The 20,330-nt window shown below is 44.4% G+C and carries 20 protein-coding genes and 1 other annotated feature; all 20 genes read right to left on the bottom strand.

All coding sequences use genetic code 11. The features are described from left to right. Positions 1-11: 11 nt before the first annotated feature. The 20 genes from rplC to rae1 all read right to left on the bottom strand — a co-directional run bounded on the left by rplC (position 12) and on the right by rae1 (position 20,325). Positions 12-641, bottom strand: a complete 630-nt coding sequence (gene rplC / locus RUW00_RS20985; protein WP_007410402.1) for a 50S ribosomal protein L3 — start codon at positions 639-641, stop codon at positions 12-14. 39 nt (positions 642-680) lie between these two features. Then, a complete protein-coding gene (gene rpsJ, locus RUW00_RS20990; protein WP_003156464.1) occupies positions 681-989 on the bottom strand; it encodes a 30S ribosomal protein S10 in 309 nt (102 codons plus the stop codon). Between the two features lie 248 nt (positions 990-1,237). Next, the gene (locus RUW00_RS20995; protein ID WP_280144803.1) at positions 1,238-2,203 is read right to left on the bottom strand and encodes an alpha/beta fold hydrolase; all 966 of its coding nucleotides are present in this window, start codon (positions 2,201-2,203) and stop codon (positions 1,238-1,240) included. A 103-nt stretch (positions 2,204-2,306) separates the two neighbouring features. After that, positions 2,307-3,497: an elongation factor Tu gene (tuf, locus tag RUW00_RS21000; protein WP_007410400.1), complete on the bottom strand. Its 1,191-nt coding sequence runs from the start codon at positions 3,495-3,497 to the stop codon at positions 2,307-2,309. A gap of 119 nt (positions 3,498-3,616) precedes the next feature. Further along, the gene (gene fusA, locus RUW00_RS21005; protein WP_007410399.1) at positions 3,617-5,695 is read right to left on the bottom strand and encodes an elongation factor G; all 2,079 of its coding nucleotides are present in this window, start codon (positions 5,693-5,695) and stop codon (positions 3,617-3,619) included. Between the two features lie 52 nt (positions 5,696-5,747). Continuing rightward, a complete protein-coding gene (gene rpsG / locus RUW00_RS21010; RefSeq protein ID WP_003156447.1) occupies positions 5,748-6,218 on the bottom strand; it encodes a 30S ribosomal protein S7 in 471 nt (156 codons plus the stop codon). Between the two features lie 39 nt (positions 6,219-6,257). Further along, positions 6,258-6,674, bottom strand: coding sequence for a 30S ribosomal protein S12 (gene rpsL, locus RUW00_RS21015; RefSeq protein ID WP_003156445.1), 417 nt, complete (start codon positions 6,672-6,674; stop codon positions 6,258-6,260). A gap of 115 nt (positions 6,675-6,789) precedes the next feature. Continuing rightward, a complete protein-coding gene (locus RUW00_RS21020) occupies positions 6,790-7,038 on the bottom strand; it encodes a 50S ribosomal protein L7ae-like protein (RefSeq protein ID WP_003156443.1) in 249 nt (82 codons plus the stop codon). A gap of 168 nt (positions 7,039-7,206) precedes the next feature. Beyond that, the gene (gene rpoC, locus RUW00_RS21025) at positions 7,207-10,806 is read right to left on the bottom strand and encodes a DNA-directed RNA polymerase subunit beta' (RefSeq protein ID WP_007410398.1); all 3,600 of its coding nucleotides are present in this window, start codon (positions 10,804-10,806) and stop codon (positions 7,207-7,209) included. Positions 10,807-10,868: 62 nt separating this feature from the next. Next, positions 10,869-14,450, bottom strand: a complete 3,582-nt coding sequence (rpoB, locus tag RUW00_RS21030) for a DNA-directed RNA polymerase subunit beta (protein ID WP_003156440.1) — start codon at positions 14,448-14,450, stop codon at positions 10,869-10,871. A 244-nt stretch (positions 14,451-14,694) separates the two neighbouring features. Continuing rightward, positions 14,695-15,300: a class I SAM-dependent methyltransferase gene (locus tag RUW00_RS21035; protein WP_015388780.1), complete on the bottom strand. Its 606-nt coding sequence runs from the start codon at positions 15,298-15,300 to the stop codon at positions 14,695-14,697. Positions 15,301-15,391: 91 nt separating this feature from the next. Beyond that, positions 15,392-15,763, bottom strand: coding sequence for a 50S ribosomal protein L7/L12 (gene rplL / locus RUW00_RS21040; protein WP_003156436.1), 372 nt, complete (start codon positions 15,761-15,763; stop codon positions 15,392-15,394). Between the two features lie 41 nt (positions 15,764-15,804). Then, positions 15,805-16,305, bottom strand: a complete 501-nt coding sequence (gene rplJ, locus RUW00_RS21045) for a 50S ribosomal protein L10 (protein WP_014416746.1) — start codon at positions 16,303-16,305, stop codon at positions 15,805-15,807. Positions 16,306-16,368: 63 nt separating this feature from the next. Then, positions 16,369-16,511: a sequence feature (ribosomal protein L10 leader region), on the bottom strand. Positions 16,512-16,559: 48 nt separating this feature from the next. Beyond that, positions 16,560-17,258: a 50S ribosomal protein L1 gene (gene rplA, locus RUW00_RS21050; RefSeq protein WP_003156431.1), complete on the bottom strand. Its 699-nt coding sequence runs from the start codon at positions 17,256-17,258 to the stop codon at positions 16,560-16,562. Positions 17,259-17,352: 94 nt separating this feature from the next. Continuing rightward, on the bottom strand, positions 17,353-17,778 hold the full coding sequence (rplK, locus tag RUW00_RS21055) for a 50S ribosomal protein L11 (protein WP_003156430.1): 426 nt from the start codon (positions 17,776-17,778) through the stop codon (positions 17,353-17,355). A gap of 167 nt (positions 17,779-17,945) precedes the next feature. Further along, positions 17,946-18,479, bottom strand: a complete 534-nt coding sequence (gene nusG / locus RUW00_RS21060) for a transcription termination/antitermination protein NusG (protein WP_003156423.1) — start codon at positions 18,477-18,479, stop codon at positions 17,946-17,948. Positions 18,480-18,646: 167 nt separating this feature from the next. Then, on the bottom strand, positions 18,647-18,826 hold the full coding sequence (gene secE / locus RUW00_RS21065) for a preprotein translocase subunit SecE (protein ID WP_003156422.1): 180 nt from the start codon (positions 18,824-18,826) through the stop codon (positions 18,647-18,649). A 32-nt stretch (positions 18,827-18,858) separates the two neighbouring features. Beyond that, entirely contained in the window at positions 18,859-19,008 is a 150-nt protein-coding gene (rpmG, locus tag RUW00_RS21070) for a 50S ribosomal protein L33 (protein ID WP_003156421.1), read from the bottom strand. A gap of 85 nt (positions 19,009-19,093) precedes the next feature. Beyond that, entirely contained in the window at positions 19,094-19,750 is a 657-nt protein-coding gene (gene sigH, locus RUW00_RS21075) for an RNA polymerase sporulation sigma factor SigH (RefSeq protein ID WP_003156415.1), read from the bottom strand. Between the two features lie 62 nt (positions 19,751-19,812). Continuing rightward, positions 19,813-20,325 (bottom strand): ribosome-dependent mRNA decay endonuclease Rae1/YacP, encoded by a 513-nt coding sequence (gene rae1, locus RUW00_RS21080; protein ID WP_003156414.1) that lies wholly within the window; start codon positions 20,323-20,325, stop codon positions 19,813-19,815. Positions 20,326-20,330: the final 5 nt, after the last annotated feature.

Genomic DNA, 20,330 nt, shown 5'->3' on the forward strand with positions numbered 1-20,330 from the left:
TCCTAAGAGACTTATTTAGATTTAACAGCACTTTTAACAGTGATTAAAGTTTTTCTCGCACCAGGTACGTTACCTTTAATCAAAAGAAGATTGCGCTCAGCATCTACTTTTACGATTTCAAGGTTTTGGACAGTGATTTGATCTCCGCCCATGCGTCCAGGTAATAGTTTACCTTTGAATACACGGTTAGGATCTACAGGTCCCATTGAACCAGGACGACGGTGGTAGCGTGAACCGTGAGACATAGGTCCGCGAGATTGTCCGTGGCGCTTGATTGCACCTTGGAAACCTTTACCTTTAGATACTCCTGTTACATCTACGATTTCTCCTGCAGAGAAAATTTCAACCTTGACTTCCTGACCAATTTCATACGCATCCATATCCACGCCGCGTAATTCTTTAACGAAGCGCTTAGGAGCAGTTTCCGCTTTTGCAACGTGTCCTTTTTCCGGTTTGTTTGAAAGCTTTTCACGCTTATCGTCAAAACCAAGCTGGATCGCTTCATAGCCATCATTTTCAGCTGTTTTCTTTTGAAGAACAACGTTTGGAGCTGCTTCAATAACAGTTACCGGGATAAGATCACCGTTCTCTGCGAATACTTGCGTCATACCAATTTTTCTTCCTAAGATTCCTTTGGTCATTCGTCACACCTCCTATTAAGATCATTCTATATTTTAGAATTAAAGTTTGATTTCGATATCGACACCAGATGGTAAGTCTAATCGCATGAGAGCATCAACAGTTTGTGGTGTTGGGTTCACAATGTCGATTAAACGTTTATGTGTACGCATTTCAAATTGCTCACGAGAATCTTTGTATTTGTGCACCGCACGAAGGATTGTGTAAACTGATTTTTCAGTTGGCAACGGAATCGGACCAGATACGCTGGCACCAGAACGTTTTGCCGTTTCAACAATCTTCTCTGCAGATTGATCAAGGATTCTATGATCATATGCTTTTAAACGAATACGAATTTTTTGTTTTGCCATTATTTTCCCTCCTTTTCGCCTACATCACGTTAGACAGTTCTCCGTGAGAAAAACCTGATCACCTTGCCATGGCAAAGCGGCCGGGTGTGTCAGCAACCTCTCACTTCATCGCAGTCAAAGACCAACATACACTATTATACAGAAAATAGACGTATGTTGCAAGGTTTATTTAAAGAACCTTGTGGTTTTCACACTTTGATTATTATACAGGTGATACCATGATTAATCAAGGATATGCCTGTTTTCTTTCAGAGATGGAACGATGCGAACCGGCTGACAACTTCGGCAAAGCGATCCGGTTCCTCCAAGTGAGGCGAATGAGCTGAGTTCTCAAACCAATGCCATTCTTTATACGGCGCATCAACCTTCTGATAATATTCATAAGACGTCGTCCCCGGGACCGTCAAATCGTATCTCCCTGACATAAAACAGCACGGTATTATAATAGAAGAAACTGATTCCCCGGCATCAAAGAAAATGAGATCCTCCCACAGGTGTTTCAGGCTGAACATTTGACCCCGCGCGGCTAAGAAGCTCCCTCTCACACCGTACGGTTCACCAAACAGCATTCGCCCCCCTGCTTTAAGAGCGCCGATCGGATGATGGGTAAAGCCCCCTCCCCTCATCTCGATACAAAGCAGAAATAACGATCGCTGCAGCTGTTTCTCCCATGGAGGCGCTCCGATAAAACTCAGCGTCTTTTCCAGCAGGAAATGTTTGCGTTGCCTGCTCCATTCCATCATCAGCCGGTAAGCTTCCGTTTCTTCCTTTTGAATATTAACCACCTGACTGATACCGATATACCCATAATACAAATCAGGCCTTTCTTGAAGAACATGAAGCGCCAGAACTGAACCCCACGAATAGCCGGCGATATATATTTTTTGCCTGCTGAATTGCTTGCATAAGCGTTCGGTCAAATGAATGGTATCGGCTGTCAGCTGATCCAAAGTCATAGATGAACCCGGAATTTCCTTTGAATAAGAGAGACCCGCCCCTCTCTGATCCCAGTTCACAACGGTGAAATGCTTTTCCAGCTTATTCTGGTATTTTCTCGCATAGCCGATTTGAGGCGTGCCGGGACCGCCGTGCAAAAATAAAAGCAGCGGATTACTCCAGTCATCACCATTAATCATAATGGTTTGTTCACTGCCATTAATCAGCAATTGCTGAAGCATTGAAATACGATTGGTTTTCTTGAAGTTATCGATCATCGCTCTGCTCCTAAAATTTGTATACGTTCTATTATACATGGAATCAGCGGGGAAACAAAAAAACGAGGCCCCATAAGGGACCCCGCATTAATGAACGAGTCGATTACTCAGTGATTGTAGAAACAACGCCTGAACCAACTGTACGTCCGCCTTCACGAATAGAGAAACGAGTTCCTTCTTCGATAGCGATTGTAGAGATAAGTTCAACGATCATTTCAGTGTTATCTCCAGGCATAACCATTTCTACGCCTTCTGGAAGATTGATGATACCAGTTACGTCAGTTGTACGGAAGTAGAACTGAGGACGGTAGTTAGAGAAGAATGGAGTATGACGTCCACCCTCTTCTTTAGAAAGAACGTAAACTTCAGCTTTGAATTTGCTGTGTGGAGTGATTGTACCTGGTTTAGCAAGTACTTGTCCACGTTGGATGTCTTCACGAGCTACACCGCGAAGAAGTGCACCGATGTTGTCTCCAGCTTCAGCATAGTCAAGAAGCTTACGGAACATTTCAACACCTGTAACAGTTGTTTTGCTGTTTTCTTCTTGAAGACCGATGATTTCAACTTCGTCACCGACTTTAACTTGTCCGCGTTCTACACGGCCAGTAGCAACTGTACCACGACCAGTGATTGAGAATACGTCCTCAACTGGCATCATGAATGGTTTGTCAGTGTCGCGTTCTGGAGTTGGGATGTACTCATCAACTGCAGCCATAAGTTCAAGAATTTTTTCTTCGTACTCAGCGTCACCTTCAAGAGCTTTAAGAGCAGAACCTTTAACAACTGGTACATCATCACCAGGGAAGTCGTATTCGCTAAGAAGATCGCGAACTTCCATTTCAACAAGCTCAAGAAGCTCTTCGTCGTCTACCATGTCGCATTTGTTAAGGAATACTACGATGTATGGTACACCAACGTTTTTAGAAAGAAGGATGTGCTCACGAGTTTGTGGCATTGGGCCATCAGCAGCAGATACTACAAGGATAGCTCCGTCCATTTGCGCAGCACCAGTGATCATGTTTTTAACATAGTCAGCGTGTCCTGGGCAGTCAACGTGTGCATAGTGACGAGTGTCAGTTTCGTACTCAACGTGTGCAGTAGAGATTGTGATACCGCGCTCACGTTCTTCTGGAGCACCATCAATTTGATCGTACGCCATAGCTGTACCTTTACCAGATTTCTTATGAAGTACTGTTGAGATAGCAGCAGTTAATGTTGTTTTACCATGGTCAACGTGTCCAATTGTACCGATATTGGCATGTGATTTGGAACGGTCGAATTTTTCTTTAGCCATTATAAAATCCTCCTTAAGAGCTTTTAATTAGTAATGTATAGAGTGATAGAAAGTGAAAGCTTGCTTTCACTCCCTCATCTTACAATAGTAGTTATACTTGAGTTAAGTGGCAAAATCAATTATTCGCCTTTATTTTTTTTGATAATTTCTTCAGCGATGCTCTTCGGCACTTCTTCGTAGTGATCCATGAACATTGTGAACGTACCGCGTCCTTGCGTGTTAGAACGAAGGGCAGTAGCGTAACCGAACATTTCAGCAAGAGGTACCATCGCACGCACAACTTGAGCGTTACCGCGAGCTTCCATACCTTCTACGCGTCCGCGACGAGAAGTAACATCACCCATGATGTCTCCCATGTATTCTTCAGGAATAACAACTTCAACTTTCATGATTGGTTCAAGAAGAACTGGGTTACATTTGCTGACTGCATTTTTCAATGCCATAGAAGCAGCGACTTTAAACGCCATTTCGTTTGAGTCAACATCATGGTAAGATCCATCAAAAAGTTTCGCCTTGATGTCGATTAGCGGGAATCCGGCTAGGACACCATTTTCAAGAGAGTCTTCAAGACCTGCTTGTACGGCTGGGATGTATTCACGAGGAACAACACCACCGACGATTGCGTTTTCGAATTCAAAGCCAGCGCCTTCTTCGTTCGGTTCAAATTCGATCCAAACGTGACCGAACTGACCGCGTCCGCCTGATTGACGTACGAATTTACCTTCAACTTTTGCACCGGTACGGAATGTCTCACGGTACGCAACTTGAGGAGCACCAACGTTAGCTTCAACTTTGAACTCACGCTTCATACGATCAACAATGATATCAAGGTGAAGCTCACCCATACCAGAGATGATTGTTTGACCCGTTTCAGGGTTTGTTTGTGTACGGAATGTAGGATCTTCTTCAGCAAGTTTCGCTAAAGCGATACCCATTTTATCTTGGTCAGCTTTTGATTTAGGCTCAATCGCTACGTCGATAACAGGCTCTGGGAATTCCATTGATTCAAGGATTACAAGATCCTTCTCATCACATAGAGTATCTCCAGTAGAAGTATCTTTTAGACCTACAGCAGCTGCGATGTCTCCAGCGTAAACAGTAGAGATCTCTTCACGGCTGTTAGCGTGCATTTGAAGGATACGTCCTACGCGCTCACGCTTGCCTTTTGTAGAGTTCTTTACATATGAACCGGAATCAAGTGTACCGGAATATACGCGGAAGAATGTCAGCTTACCGACATAAGGGTCAGTCATAACTTTAAATGCAAGTGCAGAGAACGGCTCTTCATCAGAAGAATGACGAACGATCTCTTCATCTGTATCAGGACGTACACCTTTGATTGCAGCAACATCAGTTGGCGCAGGAAGGTAGTCAAGAACAGCATCAAGTACAAGCTGAACACCTTTGTTTTTGAAAGCAGAACCAACAAGTACAGGGTAGAATTCAACATTCAGTGTACCTTTACGGATAGCAGCTTTCAGTTCAGGGATAGTGATTTCTTCACCTTCAAGGTACTTTTCCATAAGCTCTTCATCAAGCTCAGCTACAGCTTCAATCAGGCTGCTGCGAAGCTCTTCAGCTTGCTCTTTGTACTCTTCAGGGATTTCTTTCGCATCTGAACGAGTTCCAAGGTCATCTTCGTAGAAATACGCAACGTTTTCTACTAAGTCGATGATACCTTCGAAGTTGTCTTCAGCACCGATCGGCAATTGAATTGCGTGAGCGTTAGCTTGAAGACGGTCTCTTAAAGTGCCTACAGAGTAAAGGAAGTCTGCGCCGATTTTGTCCATTTTGTTGACAAATACAACACGCGGTACTCCGTAAGTTGTTGCTTGGCGCCATACTGTTTCTGTCTGAGGCTCAACACCTGATTGAGCATCAAGTACGGCAACCGCACCATCAAGTACACGGAGTGAACGTTCAACTTCAACTGTGAAGTCTACGTGTCCCGGTGTATCGATGATGTTTACACGGTAACCTTTCCACTGTGCAGTCGTTGCTGCAGAAGTGATTGTGATACCGCGTTCTTGTTCCTGCTCCATCCAGTCCATTTGCGAAGCACCTTCGTGAGTTTCGCCAATTTTGTGGATACGGCCTGTGTAGAACAAGATCCGTTCTGTAGTAGTCGTTTTACCGGCATCGATGTGAGCCATGATCCCGATATTACGAGTTTTTTCTAAGGAGAACTCTCTTGCCATTGGGTAATTTCTCCTTCCTTATTAGGGAATTATTATTTTGATTATATGAATCCTACCAGCGGTAGTGAGCAAATGCTTTGTTCGCTTCTGCCATCTTGTGAGTGTCTTCACGTTTCTTAACGGCAGCACCAGTGTTGTTAGCTGCATCAAGAATTTCGTTAGCCAGGCGCTCTTCCATTGTTTTTTCTCCGCGAAGACGCGCATAGTTAACCAACCAGCGAAGACCAAGAGTTGTACGGCGTTCAGGACGAACTTCTACAGGCACTTGGTAGTTAGCTCCACCTACACGGCGTGCTTTTACTTCAAGTACAGGCATGATGTTTTTCAATGCTTGTTCGAAAACCTCCATTGCATCATTGCCAGTGCGTTCTTTAATGATATCGAATGACTTGTATAGGATTGTTTGAGATTTACCTTTTTTACCGTCGATCATCATTTTGTTGATCAGGCGGGATACCAGCTTAGAGTTGTAAAGCGGATCAGGTAAAACATCTCTTTTTGCTACAGGACCTTTACGTGGCATCTGAATATCCTCCCTTCATAGTTTTAATGATTTATTTGATTACTTTGCTTTAGGACGTTTCGTACCGTATTTAGAACGGCCTTGCGCACGGTTTTCAACTCCGGCAGTATCAAGCGCGCCACGAACGATGTGGTAGCGTACCCCCGGTAAGTCTTTTACACGTCCGCCGCGGATCAGTACAACGCTGTGCTCTTGCAGGTTGTGACCGATACCAGGAATGTAGGCAGTAACCTCGATTCCGTTAGTCAAACGAACACGAGCGTATTTACGAAGTGCTGAGTTCGGTTTTTTCGGTGTCATTGTACCCACACGAGTACATACCCCGCGTTTTTGTGGAGAAGATACGTTAGTGTGCTCTTTTTTAAAGCTGTTGTATCCTTTGTTTAGTGCAGGTGACTTAGAGTTTTCAACTTTGCTCACGCGTCCCTTGCGAATTAGCTGATTAATTGTAGGCATGTTGTGTTCCTCCCTTCATTACGTTTTATAACCCACATACCCAGGTGGTTCATCATTAGGCAAAAAACAATGTCTTTACACAAGATTGATATCTTATATAAAAACAAAAAGTACGCTATAACATAATGGCAACAGCTGCTGCTCCCACTTCAATTCCGCAGGCTTTGCCGAGCTTTTTCATGGAATCCACCATACAGACAGCGGTATTTTGGTTCTTTGCAAGCTGGATAACGCCAGCCGTAAGAACTGAATCCGCGTCTTTTGCCACGACGACTTCCTTCACTGAACCTCGTTTTAGAGCTTTCACTGTTTGCTTCGTACCAATAATAATTGATTTGGCCTGTGATACTTTATCATAAGACATAAACATATCCTCCAAAGTAACAGGTTTTATTTCGAGCACCTTGGTTATATTATCACTCTGCGGGACGGATGTCAACAACGTATGACATTTTTTAGTGCAGTCCCCCGCCAGAATAATTGTAATACTGAGGAAAAGCTGTCGAAACAGCCTTTCCTGCAGCAGTTTCTGTTATTCAGCCGGAACCATATCTTCCGAAGGCTGAACGTTTGAAACAGGTTTTACTTTTCTGTAATTCATCATACCGGTACCGGCCGGAACCAGTTTACCGATGATAACATTCTCTTTCAGGCCGAGAAGTTCATCGCGCTTGCCTTTAATCGCAGCATCAGTAAGAACGCGTGTTGTTTCTTGGAATGATGCGGCAGACAAGAATGAATCCGTCTCGAGTGAAGCTTTCGTGATACCGAGAAGGACAGGACGTCCTGTAGCAGGTCGATTGCCTTCAAGCAGCACTTTTTTATTCGCTTCTGTGAATTGGTGAATATCAAGCAATGTGCCAGGGAGAACATCAGTATCTCCGGCATCGATCACACGGACTTTGCGAAGCATCTGGCGAACCATTACTTCTACGTGTTTATCGCCGATTTCAACACCCTGCATACGGTAAACCTTCTGAACCTCATGCAGAAGATATTCCTGAACCGTTGTCAGGTCAGTGACTTTAAGAAGTTCTTTCGGATCGATTGAACCTTCTGTCAGCACTTGACCGCGGGTAATCTGATCACCCTCAGCCACTTTCAGGCGTGAGTTGTAAGGTGCCGTGTATGAACGGGTCTCAACAGCGCCCTGAACAACAATCTCCTGCTGTTTGTCGCGTACTTCATTGATTTCGGCAATTGTACCGTCAATTTCAGAAATCGTCGCTTGACCTTTCGGATTACGCGCTTCGAAAAGCTCTTGGATACGCGGAAGACCTTGTGTGATATCGTCTCCGGCAACCCCGCCTGTGTGGAACGTACGCATCGTTAACTGTGTTCCAGGCTCACCGATAGATTGAGCGGCGATAATACCTACTGCTTCGCCGACTTCAACATCAGTTCCGGTTGCAAGGTTACGTCCGTAGCATCGTTTACATACACCATGAGGAGTGTTACATGTGAACGCGGAACGGATCCACACTTCTTCGATTCCGGCTTCAACGATTTCCAGCGCTTTATCTTCATCGATCAATTCATTTTCGTTAATGAGCACAGCACCCGTTTCAGGATGTTTGATCTGTTTTCTGGCGAAACGTCCGATCAGACGCTCTTCCAGACGCTCGATGATTTCCGTGCCTTCTTTGAGCGGTTTTGCAAGAATACCGCGGTCTGTTCCGCAATCTGTTTCACGAATGATAACATCCTGCGCAACATCAACAAGACGGCGTGTAAGGTAACCTGAGTCAGCTGTTTTCAGGGCGGTATCGGCAAGACCTTTACGCGCACCGTGAGTGGAGATAAAGTACTCCAATACTGTCAGACCTTCACGGAAACTTGATTTAATCGGCAATTCAATGATTCGTCCAGCCGGGTTGGCCATCAGACCGCGCATACCCGCAAGCTGTGTAAAGTTAGATGCATTACCACGGGCTCCTGAGTCACTCATCATGTAGATCGGGTTGACTTCGTCTAATGATTTCATCAGTTTGCCTTGGATAACATCTTTCGCTGAACTCCAAATTGAAATGACTCTTTCATAACGTTCTTCTTCGGTGATTAAACCGCGTCTGAACTGTTTCAGGACATTATCAACTTTGCTTTGTGCTTCTTCAAGGATTTCCTGTTTGTCATCGAGAACGACGATATCAGAAACCCCTACTGTGATGCCGGCTTTCGTTGAATACCTGAAACCGAGGTTTTTCATGCGGTCAAGCATTTTAGACGTTTCCGTGATATGGAATCGTTTAAAGATTTCCGCGATGATTTTACCGAGAATACCTTTTTTAAACGGTGCGTTGATCGGCTGCTCAGCAATCACAGCTTTTACGTCAGCACCTTTATCTAAGAAGAAACGGTCAGGTGTCTTCTCTTCAATGTTGCTCTTCGTTGGTTCATTCATGTAAGGGAATGATTCCGGAAGAATTTCATTGAAGACGAGCTTACCGACAGTTGTAATTAACAATTTTGAACGCTGTTCTTCAGTAAATGTCACATTCTTAAGGGAGTTCGCTGCAACAGCTACTCTCGTATGAAGGTGAACATAACCGTTTTGATAAGCAAGAAGCGCTTCGTCTGTATTCTTGAAGACCATACCCTCGCCGACTGCTCCGGCGCGCTCAAGCGTCAGGTAGTAGTTTCCTAATACCATATCCTGAGACGGCGTAACAACCGGTTTACCATCTTTAGGGTTCAAGATGTTTTGGGCTGCAAGCATCAGAATACGTGCTTCAGCTTGAGCCTCAGCTGATAAAGGTACGTGAACCGCCATTTGGTCACCGTCAAAGTCAGCGTTATAAGCTGTACATACTAACGGGTGAAGACGGATGGCGCGTCCTTCAACAAGCGTCGGTTCGAAAGCCTGGATACCTAATCTGTGAAGAGTAGGGGCACGGTTCAGTAAGACCGGATGCTCCTTAATGACAGATTCAAGTACATCCCATACTTCAGGCTGCACGCGTTCGATTTTGCGTTTTGCGCTCTTGATATTGTGAGCAAGGCCTTTTTCAACAAGCTCTTTCATGACGAAAGGCTTAAAGAGCTCAAGCGCCATTTCCTTCGGCAAACCGCACTGATACATTTTCAGATGCGGACCTACGACGATAACGGAACGTCCTGAGTAGTCTACACGTTTACCGAGAAGGTTCTGACGGAAACGCCCTTGTTTCCCTTTCAGCATGTGAGAAAGAGATTTAAGCGGACGGTTACCCGGTCCGGTAACCGGACGGCCGCGGCGTCCGTTGTCAATCAGAGCATCGACTGCTTCCTGAAGCATACGTTTTTCGTTCTGAACGATGATGCTTGGCGCGCCGAGGTCTAACAGACGTTTTAAACGGTTATTACGGTTGATGACACGACGGTAAAGGTCGTTCAGGTCAGACGTTGCGAAACGTCCGCCGTCAAGCTGAACCATCGGTCTTAATTCAGGCGGAATAACCGGAAGCACGTCGAGGATCATCCAAGACGGCTTGTTTCCTGAATTACGGAAGGCTTCAAGCACTTCAAGGCGTTTGATCGCACGTGTACGGCGCTGTCCTTGAGAAGTCTTCAGCTCTTCTTTTAACATATCAACTTCTTTGACAAGGTCGATGTCCTGCAGAAGTTTATTAATGGCTTCCGCACCCATAGAGGCTTGGAATTTGTTTCCGTACTTATCCAGATACGCACGGTATTCCTTTTCAGATAAAAGCTGTTTCTTTTCGAGCGGTGTATTGGCCGGGTCAGTTACGACGTAAGAAGCAAAGTAAATAACTTCTTCCAGCGCACGCGGTGACATATCCAATACAAGACCCATACGGCTCGGAATACCTTTGAAATACCAAATGTGAGAAACCGGGGCAGCCAGTTCAATATGCCCCATTCTCTCACGACGGACTTTAGCCCGCGTTACTTCAACTCCGCAACGGTCACAAACTACGCCTTTATAACGAACCCGCTTGTACTTGCCGCAATGACATTCCCAGTCCTTAGTCGGTCCGAAAATGCGTTCGCAGAACAGGCCGTCCTTTTCAGGTTTCAATGTACGATAGTTTATCGTTTCAGGCTTTTTCACTTCACCAAAAGACCATGAACGGATTTTATCCGGTGAAGCAAGACCGATGTTCATATACTCAAAATTGTTCACATCTAGCAAGGGGCCTACCTCCCTTTTTATCTTCGGATTAACCGATGTCACTTGCCTTTATCAATCAGAGACTATTCTTTCGTTACTGCGTCACGTTCAACGTCTGGAGATGCTGTTTCTTCCGGCGCTTCATCACCTGATAATGCAAGGCCGTCAGCCTGTTTCGCATCTTCCTCGTCTTCTAGATCTCTCATTTCTATTTCTTCTTCATCGCCTGAAAGGATTTTCACGTCCATACCTAAGCTTTGAAGCTCTTTGATCAATACTTTGAATGATTCCGGAACACCAGGCTCTGGAACATTGTCGCCTTTGACGATGGCTTCATATGTTTTCACACGTCCGACCACGTCATCGGACTTCACAGTCAGGATTTCTTGAAGCGTGTAAGCTGCGCCGTAAGCTTCAAGCGCCCAAACCTCCATCTCACCGAAACGCTGTCCGCCGAATTGGGCTTTACCGCCGAGAGGCTGCTGCGTAACAAGTGAGTAAGGACCTGTAGAACGGGCATGAAGTTTATCATCAACCATGTGCGCCAGTTTGATCATGTACATGATTCCGACTGATACACGGTTGTCGAACGGTTCTCCCGTACGGCCGTCATAAAGAACTGTTTTAGCGTCTCTTGACATGCCTGCTTCTTCAAGTGTTTCCCACACATCTTCTTCACGCGCGCCGTCAAATACAGGTGACGCGATGTGAATGCCGAGGTAGCGGGCAGCCATACCCATGTGAAGTTCTAATACCTGACCGATATTCATACGTGATGGTACACCCAGCGGGTTAAGCATGATATCGATCGGCGTGCCGTCAGGAAGGTAAGGCATATCTTCTTCAGGAAGAATCTTCGAGATAACCCCTTTGTTTCCGTGACGTCCGGCCATTTTATCACCTTCAGAAATCTTACGTTTCTGAACGATATATACGCGTACAAGCTGGTTCACTCCCGGAGGAAGTTCGTCGCCGTCTTCACGGTTGAAGACTTTTACGTCGTGGATAATTCCGCCGCCGCCGTGAGGCACACGGAGAGAAGTATCACGGACTTCACGCGCTTTTTCTCCAAAGATCGCATGTAGAAGGCGTTCTTCAGCCGTAAGCTCAGTTACACCTTTAGGCGTTACTTTACCTACGAGAAGGTCTCCGTCGTTGACTTCCGCACCGATACGGATAATTCCGCGGTCATCAAGATTGCGGAGCGCGTCTTCCCCTACGTTTGGAATATCGCGGGTGATCTCTTCCGGCCCAAGCTTTGTATCACGTGCTTCTGATTCATATTCTTCAATGTGAATAGATGTGTATACATCATCTTTCACAAGGCGTTCACTCATGATGATGGCATCCTCATAGTTGTAACCATCCCATGTCATGAAGCCGACCATTACGTTGCGGCCGAGAGCAAGTTCACCAAGCTCCATTGAAGGTCCGTCAGCAAGGATTTCTCCTTTGACTACTTCATCGCCGACACTGACGATCGGACGCTGGTTGTAGCACGTACCTTGGTTGGAGCGGACAAATTTCAGCAAGCTGTACTTATCCAGGTTGCCTTTTACTTTTTGGCCGTCAATTTCTTCATAGCGGCGCACCCATACGTTTTTCGCTTCCACCCGTTCAACGATACCAGGGTGTTTACAAATAACGGCTGCACCGGAGTCTTTACCGGATACATATTCCATACCCGTTCCGACGATCGGAGCTTCCGGCTGCATCAAAGGCACAGCCTGACGCTGCATGTTCGCTCCCATGAGGGCGCGGTTCGAGTCATCGTTTTCCAAGAACGGAATACATGCTGTCGCAGCAGAAACAACCTGTTTAGGAGATACGTCCATGTAATCCACGCGGTTGCGGGCTACAACGGTGTTTTCCCCTCTGAAACGCGCTACGATGCTGTCATCCAAGAAAGAACCGTCATCGCTCAGCTTAGCATTCGCTTGGGCTACGACATAGTTATCCTCTTCATCAGCAGTCAGGTAGTCGATTCTAGGCGTTACTTTTCCTGTTTCAGGATCAACGCGGCGGTATGGCGTCTCAATGAAACCAAAGCGGTTTACTTTCGCAAATGATGACAATGAGTTGATCAAACCGATGTTCGGGCCCTCAGGCGTTTCAATCGGACACATACGGCCATAGTGAGAGTAGTGAACGTCACGTACTTCCATACCTGCGCGCTCACGTGTCAAACCGCCCGGTCCGAGAGCTGACAGACGGCGTTTGTGCGTCAATTCAGCAAGCGGGTTCGTCTGATCCATGAATTGAGAAAGCTGTGAGCTTCCGAAGAACTCTTTAATAGACGCAATAACAGGTCTGATGTTAATCAGCTGCTGCGGCGTGATTGTATTTGTGTCTTGAATAGACATTCTTTCACGTACGACACGTTCCATCCGGCTTAAACCGATACGGAATTGGTTTTGCAGGAGCTCACCTACAGAACGCAGACGGCGGTTTCCGAGATGGTCGATATCATCAGTGTCGCCCACTCCGTGCAGGAGGTTGAAGAAGTAGCTGATAGAAGAAATAATATCAGCAGGCGTAATGTTTTTAATCGCCTCTTCGATGTAAGCATTGCCGATCACATTGATCGTCTGCTCTCCTTCTGCATCGGTAGGAGCATAGATTTTAATGGATTGAAGCATCACTTCATCCTCGACGACGCCGCCGTTAGGATAAAGTTTTCTGAAGCCGATTCCATTTTCTAAGTATGGCAGTACTTTATCAAGTGTTCTTCTGTCAAGAATCTGCCCTTTTTCAGCGAGAATTTCACCGGTTTCCGGATCCACCAGTGTTTCTGCAAGTCGCTGGTTAAACAGGCGGTTCTTGATATGAAGCTTTTTATTAATTTTATAGCGTCCTACATTCGCAAGGTCGTATCGCTTCGGATCGAAGAAACGGGAATCCAGCAAGCTTTTTGCGTTTTCTACTGTAGGCGGCTCTCCGGGACGAAGGCGCTCATAGATTTCAAGAAGCGCTTTGTCACTGTTTTCAGTGTTGTCCTTATCCAGTGTATTGCGGAGATATTCGTTCTCACCAATGAGATCGAGAATCTCTTGGTCGGAACCGAAGCCGAGAGCACGCAAAAGAACCGTAACCGGCAACTTACGTGTGCGATCAATGCGGACATACACAACATCTTTCGCATCAGTTTCGTATTCTAACCATGCGCCACGGTTTGGAATGACAGTCGCGGTAAAACCTTTTTTACCGTTTTTGTCTACTTTACCACTGAAATATACACTTGGAGACCGAACAAGCTGAGATACGATAACACGTTCTGCACCGTTGATGATAAAAGTACCGGTATCTGTCATAATAGGGAAATCACCCATGAAGACATCCTGGTCTTTTACCTCTCCAGTTTCTTTGTTAATTAAACGAACCTTCACTCTCAGCGGAGCTGAGTAAGTCACATCACGTTCTTTTGACTCTTCAACGGGATACTTAGGATCTCCTAAACTGTAGTCAATGAACTCAAGAGAGAGGTTACCAGTGAAATCCTCAATTGGTGATATGTCTTGAAACATCTCTCTAAGACCCTCATCAAGAAACCACTGATAAGAAGAGGTTTGAATTTCAATGAGATTTGGTAATTCTAACACTTCGCTAATGCGAGCATAGCTTCTGCGCTGGCGGTGTCGTCCATACTGAACTAGTTGACCTGTCAACTGATTCACCCCTCAAATCATGCGTATTATATGTGTAATAAGCATCTCTTACGATAAAGAAATACTTTTACAAGACAAAAGAAAAAAGGGTTTCTAATTAAGAAAACCACATCCAAAAACAAATACCGATTTTATTAGCATTTCCATGTTTGTATAATTTATACATGCACTATGATTATTTCAGCATATCATGCAAAATATATACATTGGCATTTTACAATATTAACATAGCTGAAAATTCAAGTCAAACTTTTTTTGCTTTTATGATATAATAGCCTTTCTTTTTTTGAACCACAGAAACTTCGTCAAAAAGCTCCTTCAGTTTTTCAATGGCAGAAGGCCCGCCCTGTTTTTTCTGTATAACGATCCACAATTCACCTGAAGCCCTTAAATGCTCAGCGCTTTTTTCAAAAATGGCATGGACAACTTTTTTTCCGGCGCGGATTGGGGGGTTTGTAATAATAGAAGCAAATGTTTGAGCAGAATCAATATTTGAAAATAAATCACTCTGATAAATCCGAACGTTTTTTATTCCGTTTTTTTCTGCATTTTCATTTGACAGCTCTACGGCTCTTTCATTCACGTCAATCATGTGCACGGTCCGGTCCGTAAATGCACCGGCGAGTGACAGACCGATCGGGCCGTAACCGCAGCCTGCATCCAGGAAGTCACCATCGATCTCCGGCTCTTCAAACGCTTCAATTAAGACACGCGAACCGAAATCAACTTCCTTTTTCGAGAAAACGCCGCTGTCACTTGTGAATGTATAAGATCTGTTCCGCAGTGTAAATGACCATGTCTGTTTATCGCTTTTAACTGAAGGTTTTTCTGAATAATAGTGTTCACTCATTATTAGAACCTCCTTTTATAATGGCACTTAAAGAAAAGCAAAGAAAAAGCCCGCCTCATAAAAGCGAGCTTCCCCTACAGGCAAGTGAAGATTACTTAACTTCTACAGAAGCGCCAACTTCTTCAAGTTTAGCTTTAAGCTCTTCAGCTTCTTCTTTCGCAATACCTTCTTTAAGTGGTTTTGGAGTGTTGTCAACAAGTTCTTTAGCTTCTTTCAAGCCAAGACCAGTGATTTCACGAACAACTTTGATAACTTTGATTTTCTGAGAACCTGCACCAGCAAGGATAAGGTCGAATTCGCTTTGCTCTTCAGCAGCGCCGCCAGCAGCAGCTCCGCCAGCTACAGCTACAGGAGCAGCAGCAGTTACGCCAAATTCTTCTTCGATTGCTTTTACTAGGTCGTTCAATTCAAGTACAGTTGCTTCTTTAACGGAAGCAATGATTTCTTCGATATTTAAAGCCATTTGAAATTCCTCCATTTGTTTTATTTTAGGGTAAAATCAGATTAAGCGCCTTGTTCTTCCTTTTGTTCTGCAACTGCTTTAGCTGCAAGTGCAAGGTTGCGAACTGGAGCTTGAAGTACGCTAAGCAACATAGAAAGTAAGCCATCGCGTGAAGGAAGTTCAGCAAGAGCTTTCACTTCTTCAACAGAAGATACTTTTCCTTCGATAACGCCCGCTTTGATTTCCAGAGCTTCGTGATTTTTCGCGAACTCGTTAAGAACTTTTGCCGGAGCGACAACATCTTCAGTACTGAATGCGATCGCATTCGGTCCAGTTAAGACATCATTCAAACCATCAAGTTCAGCTTGTTCAACCGCACGGCGAGTCATTGTGTTTTTGTACACTTTGAACTCTACGTTAGCTTCGCGAAGCTGTTTACGGAGTTCAGTTACTTCAGAAACGTTAAGTCCGCGGTAGTCAACGATGATCGTTGATTTGCTTTCTTTCAGTTTAGAAGCAATCTCTTCAACAACAACTTTTTTTGTATCAATTGCGCTGCTCATGGTTACACCTCCTGTAGATTTTGTGTAACACTTATACCGCTAGGTGATCACGACTGTGACGACGATTTCATATAAAAAGCCTCCATGTGGACATGGAGGCTGTATATACAAGCATACGTAACGTAATAGCTGTGATATATATACACCTCGGCAGGATATTAAGCCTCAACGGCCCCTGCTGTCTACGGTATAAATGACATATTATATTTTACAACATTTTGAATCATATCAGAATGCTGATCTAAAGTCAAATATTATTTTACGTTGAAAGTAGAAGCGTCTACTTTGACACCAGGGCCCATAGTAGAAGTAACGGCAACGTTTTTCACGTAAACACCTTTAGCCGCAGCCGGTTTTGCTTTCAGGATTGTATCATACATTGTTGTGAAGTTCTCAACAAGTTTTTCATCCTCGAAAGAAACTTTTCCGATCGGAACATGGATGTTACCAGCTTTGTCAACGCGGTATTCTACTTTACCAGCTTTGATTTCGCCGATTGCTTTTTCTACTTCGAATGTAACAGTTCCTGTTTTAGGGTTTGGCATAAGACCTTTTGGTCCAAGCACACGGCCGATTTTACCGACTTCACCCATCATGTCAGGAGTCGCAACGATTACATCGAATTCGAACCAGCCTTGCTGGATTTTCGCGATGTAATCAGAATCGCCAACGTAGTCTGCACCGGCAGCTTCAGCTTCTTTTGCTTTTTCGCCTTTAGCGAATACAAGCACGCGCTGAGTTTTACCAGTTCCGTTAGGAAGTACAACTGCACCGCGGATTTGCTGATCGTTTTTACGAGGGTCAACCCCTAAACGAAAAGCAACTTCAACTGTAGCGTCGAATTTAGCTGTGTTTGTTTTTTTAGTAAGCGCCACTGCTTCAGCGACGTCGTAAGCTTTCGCACGGTCTACAAGCTTCGCAGCTTCAACGTACTTTTTACCTTTTTTAGCCATTTTAAAATTTCCTCCTTATGTGGTTATAGCGGAATAACCTCCCACGAATAAGGGTTGCGAACTTGTGAAAACTCGCAACCCGACAAGAAACAAATTAATCCTCGATAACGATACCCATACTGCGGGCAGTACCTTCAACCATGCGCATTGCCGCTTCAACGTCTGCTGCGTTTAAGTCAGGCATTTTCGTTTCAGCGATTTCGCGAACCTTATCGCGCTTAACGGTTGCCACTTTATTACGGTTTGGTTCACCAGAACCAGACTCAATTCCAGCTGCTTTTTTAAGCAATACTGCAGCAGGCGGAGTTTTTGTAATAAATGTAAATGAACGGTCTTCGTAAACCGAAATTTCAACAGGAATGATTAAACCAGCTTGGTCAGCTGTACGAGCGTTAAACTCCTTACAGAATCCCATGATATTTACACCGGCTTGACCTAGTGCAGGTCCAACTGGCGGCGCTGGGTTAGCTTTTCCAGCAGGAATTTGCAATTTTACAACTTTTACTACTTTTTTAGCCACGAGACACACCTCCTTAAGTCCGTGATGTGGTAATAGGGTAAACCCTCCCACTCAAGGTTTCATTCTTTATATGAATGACGAAATATCAAGCTAGCTGCCTTGGATTAGTCCAAGACGTACCTTTGCTATATTATCATTAATATATAGCAATTTCAAGTTTTTTCACATTACAATTTGTCGATCTGGGTAAATTCCAGTTCAACCGGCGTTTCACGGCCGAACATGTTAACGAATACTTTCACTTTGCTCTTATCATAATCAATCTCTTCAATTGATCCTGTAAAGTTGGCGAAAGGTCCGTCTATGACTTTGACTGTCTCATTCAATTCAAAATCAATGTCGGTTTTCCGCTCATCCATGCCCATGCGTTTTAAGATGGTTTCCGCTTCGCCAGGAAGAAGCGGAGTCGGCTTTGAGCCTGAACCGGCTGATCCGACGAATCCGGTAACGCCCGGCGTGTTGCGGACCACATACCAGGAATCATCAGTCATGACGATTTCAACAAGCACATAACCCGGGAACACTTTCTTTTTGACTACTTTTTTCTTGCCGTTCTTAATATCAGTCTCTTCTTCTTCAGGGACGACAACGCGGAAAATTTTATCCTGCATTCCCATTGATTCCACACGTTTTTCAAGGTTCGCTTTTACTTTGTTTTCATAACCGGAATACGTATGAACAACATACCAATTCTTTTCCATTCTATCAGGACTCTGCAGTCCTTCCCTCCCCGCATTTAAAAATGAAGTGTAAAACAAAAAATAGGCTCAGGGCCTATGAATCCTTTTTTCAACAACACAATAAAAAACCCGCTGAACGGGTTTTGGCAAACGATATTATGATCTATTATAGCACGTATTGCTGATCATTATTCAACTATTAAACGAATTAATTGAGAAATTCCTGTATCAAGGAGGGCAAAAAAGATAACAAAAAAGATAACCGTTGAAATCACCGTGATCGTATAGCGCGTTAACTCTTTGCCTTTAGGCCAGCTAACCTTTTTCATTTCTTTCCCAACATCTTTAAAGAAACTCATCATGCGCATGTAAAAGACCTCCACAATTTAAAAAGCGAACACTATTTTGTTTCTAAATGAGCTGTATGTGAATTGCAAGTGCTGCAGTACTTCTTAACTTCTAACCGCTCAGCCGCTGATGCAGAGCTTTTCATTGTCGTATAATTACGATTTCCGCATGTTTTGCATGCCAGCGTAATCTTTTTTCTCATGTCGTTACACCTTTTCCTAAACATTCATTTATCTTAATAAAATAGCACAGTCAGAAAAATTCTGTCAATATGACACAGAAACCTGCTACAGGCTGATCTCTCTTATTTCTAAATACTTTTCAAGCTTGCGCTTCACGCGCTGCAGGGCATTATCGATTGATTTTACGTGTCGGTTTAAGTCATCTGAAATCTCTTGGTAACTTCTTCCGTCCAAGTACAGAACAAGCACCTTTCTCTCCAGATCGCTCAGCAGTTCTCCCATTTTCATTTCGATATCATCAAATTCTTCCTGATTAATAATCATCTCTTCAGGATTTAACGTTTTAGCGCCTGAAATGACATCAAGCAGTGTTCTGTCAGATTCTTCATCAAAAATAGGTTTGTCTAAAGAAACATAGGAATTTAAAGGAATGTGTTTCTGACGGGTAGCTGTCTTTATTGCGGTAATAATCTGGCGGGTAATGCATAATTCTGCAAAAGCTTTAAATGAAGTGAGCTTGTCCTCTCTAAAGTCTCGGATAGACTTATATAAGCCTATCATCCCTTCCTGTACAATATCTTCTCTGTCGGCCCCTATTAAAAAATAAGACCTTGCTTTCGCCCGTACAAAATTACGGTACTTCGTAATCAAGTAATCTAACGCATCACTATCCCCAACATGAACCTTTTCAATGACCTGCTCGTCCTCCAACTGGCAAAATTGCACTTTGTTGAACTTTCCCTTGCTGTTCTGTAGATTCACTGCGATCCCCCCGGCGCACGTAGATAGAAATATTATACATTAATGGGCGAAAAAGCGTCAACCTAATCCAGACCGCCTCGGCGCCACTTTTCAAACGTTTTCAAAACCTCTTCGGACAGCTCGATTTTACCCGGTGGTTTTTCAGAAGTGATCTTTGAAACCCGCCTTTGAATCCGGCGTTCTATCGTATCCACTTCCCTCAGGAGCTCCCGGGCGGATTTGCGGAGAGCCCCTTGTCCGAAAATCGCCCACTGCTCCGTATAATCGGAGGTTGCGACATGAATCTGTGTCGCAATATTATTCAGCGCCTGGGCAAGCTTCTCGATCCGCTCATCCGCCGTCTCATTCTCCCGTGTGAAAATCACTTCGACTCTGTGATTCGTTTGTTTTTTCTCTATGCCTTTTACCAGGTGTGCGTCAAACACCACAATGACTCTGATTCCCGTGTAGGACTGATATTCCGCCATCTTCTGGATCAGTACATCTCTCGCTTCTTCAAAACTGTTCGCTTTTAAATCCTTTAGCTGCGGCCAAGCTCCAATCATGTTGTATCCGTCTACTAACAGGATGTCCATCTGTC

It is taken from the genome of Bacillus sp. IS1, assembly GCF_032461585.1.
GTDB lineage: Bacteria > Bacillota > Bacilli > Bacillales > Bacillaceae > Bacillus > Bacillus velezensis.

Excerpts from the sequence above, each read along its gene's own strand:
- RUW00_RS21035 (WP_015388780.1), bottom strand. The coding sequence starts at position 15,300 with ATGAGTGAACACTATTATTCAGAAAAACCTTCAGTTAAAAGCGATAAA.
- rplJ (WP_014416746.1), bottom strand. The coding sequence starts at position 16,305 with ATGAGCAGCGCAATTGATACAAAAAAAGTTGTTGTTGAAGAGATTGCT.
- RUW00_RS21020 (WP_003156443.1), bottom strand. The coding sequence starts at position 7,038 with ATGTCTTATGATAAAGTATCACAGGCCAAATCAATTATTATTGGTACG.
- rpsL (WP_003156445.1), bottom strand. The coding sequence starts at position 6,674 with ATGCCTACAATTAATCAGCTAATTCGCAAGGGACGCGTGAGCAAAGTT.
- rplC (WP_007410402.1), bottom strand. The coding sequence starts at position 641 with ATGACCAAAGGAATCTTAGGAAGAAAAATTGGTATGACGCAAGTATTC.
- nusG (WP_003156423.1), bottom strand. The coding sequence starts at position 18,479 with ATGGAAAAGAATTGGTATGTTGTTCATACGTATTCCGGTTATGAAAAC.
- rpsJ (WP_003156464.1), bottom strand. The coding sequence starts at position 989 with ATGGCAAAACAAAAAATTCGTATTCGTTTAAAAGCATATGATCATAGA.
- secE (WP_003156422.1), bottom strand. The coding sequence starts at position 18,826 with ATGCGCATGATGAGTTTCTTTAAAGATGTTGGGAAAGAAATGAAAAAG.
- rae1 (WP_003156414.1), bottom strand. The coding sequence starts at position 20,325 with ATGGACATCCTGTTAGTAGACGGATACAACATGATTGGAGCTTGGCCG.
- tuf (WP_007410400.1), bottom strand. The coding sequence starts at position 3,497 with ATGGCTAAAGAAAAATTCGACCGTTCCAAATCACATGCCAATATCGGT.
- rpmG (WP_003156421.1), bottom strand. The coding sequence starts at position 19,008 with ATGAGAAAAAAGATTACGCTGGCATGCAAAACATGCGGAAATCGTAAT.
- fusA (WP_007410399.1), bottom strand. The coding sequence starts at position 5,695 with ATGGCAAGAGAGTTCTCCTTAGAAAAAACTCGTAATATCGGGATCATG.
- rpsG (WP_003156447.1), bottom strand. The coding sequence starts at position 6,218 with ATGCCACGTAAAGGTCCTGTAGCAAAAAGAGATGTTTTACCTGATCCG.
- rplL (WP_003156436.1), bottom strand. The coding sequence starts at position 15,763 with ATGGCTTTAAATATCGAAGAAATCATTGCTTCCGTTAAAGAAGCAACT.
- RUW00_RS20995 (WP_280144803.1), bottom strand. The coding sequence starts at position 2,203 with ATGATCGATAACTTCAAGAAAACCAATCGTATTTCAATGCTTCAGCAA.
- rplA (WP_003156431.1), bottom strand. The coding sequence starts at position 17,258 with ATGGCTAAAAAAGGTAAAAAGTACGTTGAAGCTGCGAAGCTTGTAGAC.